A 2,955-nucleotide genomic window follows, 5' to 3' on the forward strand; every position below is an offset into this window, starting at 1 on the left:
CGCGCGGTGCGCCTGTCCGCCGCGGTCGGCTTCGCCGCCGCCGGACTCGCGACCGGCGTCCGTCTCGCGTTCGGGCGTGGCCGGTGAAGGGCGCGCTGCTGGTCGCCGGGACGACCTCCGACGCGGGCAAGAGCGTGCTGACGGCCGGGCTGTGCCGCTGGCTGGCCCGGCAGGGGGTGCGCGTCGCGCCGTTCAAGGCGCAGAACATGTCGCTCAACTCGATGGTCACCGCCGACGGCGCGGAGATCGGCCGGGCGCAGGTCATGCAGGCCGCCGCCGCACGCGTCGAGCCGACCGCCGACATGAACCCGGTGCTGCTCAAGCCCGGCTCCGACCGTCGCAGCCAGGTCGTCGTGCTCGGCCACCCGGTCGCCGAGGTGGACGCCCTGGGGTACGGCGAACACCGGGCGCGGCTCCGCCAGGTGGTCACGGCCAGCCTGGCCCGGCTGCGCGCGGAGTACGACGTGGTGATCTGCGAGGGCGCCGGCAGCCCCGCCGAGATCAACCTGCGGCGCGGCGACCTGGCGAACATGGGGCTGGCCCGCGCCGCCGAGCTGCCGGTGATCGTCGTCGGCGACATCGACCGGGGCGGGGTGTTCGCCGCGCTGTACGGGACGGTCGGGCTGCTGGAGCCGGAGGACCAGCGGCTCGTCGCCGGCTTCGTCATCAACAAGTTCCGCGGCGCCCCCGAGCTGCTCGCTCCGGGCCTGGCCCAGATCACCGCGCTGACCGGCCGGGACGTCTACGGAGTGCTGCCCTGGCTGGACGGCCTCGGGCTCGACGTCGAGGACTCCCTGGCCCTGGACGGCCGCCGTACGGCACCGCGGGCGGGCGACGGCGGCCTGCGCGTCGCGGTGGTGCGGCTGCCGCGCATCTCCAACTCCACCGACGTGGACGCGCTGGCGGCCGAGCCCGGGGTGATCGTGTCGTACGCGACGACACCGGGCGAGCTCGCCGACGCCGACCTGATCGTGCTGCCCGGTTCGCGCGCCACCGTCGCCGACCTCGGCTGGCTGCACGAGCGCGGCCTCGCCGCCGAGATCACCCGCCGGGCCCGTGCCGGGCGGCCGGTACTCGGCATCTGCGGCGGCTACCAGATGATGGCGCGGGAGATCCTCGACGACGTCGAGTCCTGCGCCGGCGCCGTCCCGGGGCTCTCCCTGCTGCCGGCGCGCGTGGAGTTCGCCCCGGAGAAGACGCTGCGCCGCCCGGCCGGCTCGGCGTACGGCGAGCCGGTGGAGGCGTACGAGATCCACCACGGGATCGTCGCCGTGGAGGGCGGCGAGCCGTTCCTCGACGGCTGCCGCGAGGGCTCCGTGTGGGGGACGACCTGGCACGGGGCGCTGGAGAACAACGGGTTCCGCCGGGCGTTCCTCGCCGACGTGGCCCGTACGGCGGGACGCGACTTCACCCCGGCGCCGGACACCGACTTCGCCGCGCTGCGCGAGGCCCAGCTCGACGCCCTCGGCGACCTCGTCGAACACCATCTCGACACCGAGGCGCTGACCAAGCTCATCGAGTCGGGCCCTCCGTCGGGTCTGCCGGTCGTCCCTCCCGGAGGCGCGGGCCGTTAGCCGGGCGGGTCGTTAGTCGGGCGCGGGTCGTTAGTCGGGCGCGGACCACCACTCCTCGAAGGAACGGCAGCGGCCGTCCTCGGCGAAGCGCAGGATCCACAGATCGCGGAACTCCTCGTTGTCCGGCTCGCCGTACGTCACCTCCACCCGTGCCACGGCCGTGTCGCCGTCGACCGCGACGATCTCCCTGGTCATCTCGAAGACCTCATCGGGGCCGGTGCGTTCCTCGTCCCACATGCCGACGATCTCCGGCAGACCGGCCAGGGGCTCGTCGTACGGGCCCTGCCGGTAGGTGGCGTCCGCGGTGAAGAGCTCGGCCAGCGAATCGGTGCCCGGGGTACGCCAGGCACGCTCGTAGCCGTCGATCCACGCGGCCACCCGTTCCTTGTCCATGGGATCAGTGTGACCGAAAGATCGTACGTTCACGGACGGAACGCCTGATCGGTCGCTCACTCACCGATCTTCGCGCTGACCGGCCGGACGACGTCGGCGGCGACGTTCCACGGGATTCGTTCGCCGTCTCATTGGGTTCGACGATGCCCGCGGGATCAGGCGCCCGCCCCGCGCCATCGAAGCGCAATCCACTGTTCATGTACTCGTCGACCGGCGCTCCGGTCACGACGGCGGCCGGAGGGCGAACCGGTCGATCGGCGGGACGCCCTCCAGCAGGTCGGTGACCAGCTCGCCGATGAGCGGGGCGAACTTCGCGCCATGCCCCGAGCAGGGCGAGCAGACGACGATCGGCCCCTGCCGGTCGAGCACGAAGTCCTCCCCCGGCGCCCGGGTGTACAGGCACGTCGTCTCCGAGCGCGGCTCCGGGTCGAGGCCGGGCAGCCACTCGCGCACGTACGCGAGCGCGCGCTCGCGCGCCTCCGGGTCCACGACGAAGTCGCGGGTGTCGGCGGTGGTGACCGTGCCCCGCAGGTGCTCGCCGAGCTTGACCCAGGGCCCCTCGGGCAGCGCGTACATCTCCAGTTCCTCCGACGACGAGCCGTGCACGATCGTCGGCCAGGGGCCGGGCTCGCGCGGCGCGAAGAAGAAGACCTGCTGCTGGGTGACGGTCAGCGGCGGCAGCGGGACGAGTCCGTCGAGCAGCGGGCCGGTCCAGGCACCCGCCGCCACGACGAGGGTCCAGGCGTACCAGGTGTCCGCGCCGGCGCGGAACCGCACGCCGTCTCCGTCCGGTTCCAGGTCGCGTACGGGCGCCTCGTACGCCGCCGCGGAGCCCTCGGTCACGGCGAGCCGGGTCATCGCCGCGATCGCCGCCTCGGGGTCGATGACCCCGCCCTCCGGGTCGCGTACGGCCGGGCCGGTGAACCGGATGCCGGGCCAGCGGGCCGCCGCGTCGGCGGGGTCGAGCAACTCGGCCGCGACCCCGTGC

At 73.9% G+C, this 2,955-nt stretch carries 3 protein-coding genes; 1 reads left to right on the top strand and 2 read right to left on the bottom strand.

Features of this window, described 5'->3' with window-relative positions; all coding sequences use genetic code 11:
* Window positions 1–83 precede the first annotated feature (83 nt).
* The gene (locus tag ACFFNX_RS46645; protein WP_378212801.1) at window positions 84–1,574 is read left to right on the top strand and encodes a cobyric acid synthase; all 1,491 of its coding nucleotides are present in this window, start codon (window positions 84–86) and stop codon (window positions 1,572–1,574) included.
* A gap of 30 nt (window positions 1,575–1,604) precedes the next feature.
* Here the strand turns inward: ACFFNX_RS46645 and ACFFNX_RS46650 are convergent, their stop codons facing one another.
* Both ACFFNX_RS46650 and ACFFNX_RS46655 read right to left on the bottom strand, forming a co-directional pair.
* Window positions 1,605–1,967: a nuclear transport factor 2 family protein gene (locus tag ACFFNX_RS46650; RefSeq protein WP_378212802.1), complete on the bottom strand. Its 363-nt coding sequence runs from the start codon at window positions 1,965–1,967 to the stop codon at window positions 1,605–1,607.
* A 222-nt stretch (window positions 1,968–2,189) separates the two neighbouring features.
* Window positions 2,190–2,955, bottom strand: a 766-nt coding sequence (locus tag ACFFNX_RS46655) for an FAD-dependent oxidoreductase (RefSeq protein WP_378212804.1), incomplete at its 5' end; no start/stop codon positions are given.

Source organism: Actinoallomurus acaciae (genome assembly GCF_042429965.1).
Classification (GTDB): Bacteria; Actinomycetota; Actinomycetes; order Streptosporangiales; family Streptosporangiaceae; genus Actinoallomurus; species Actinoallomurus acaciae.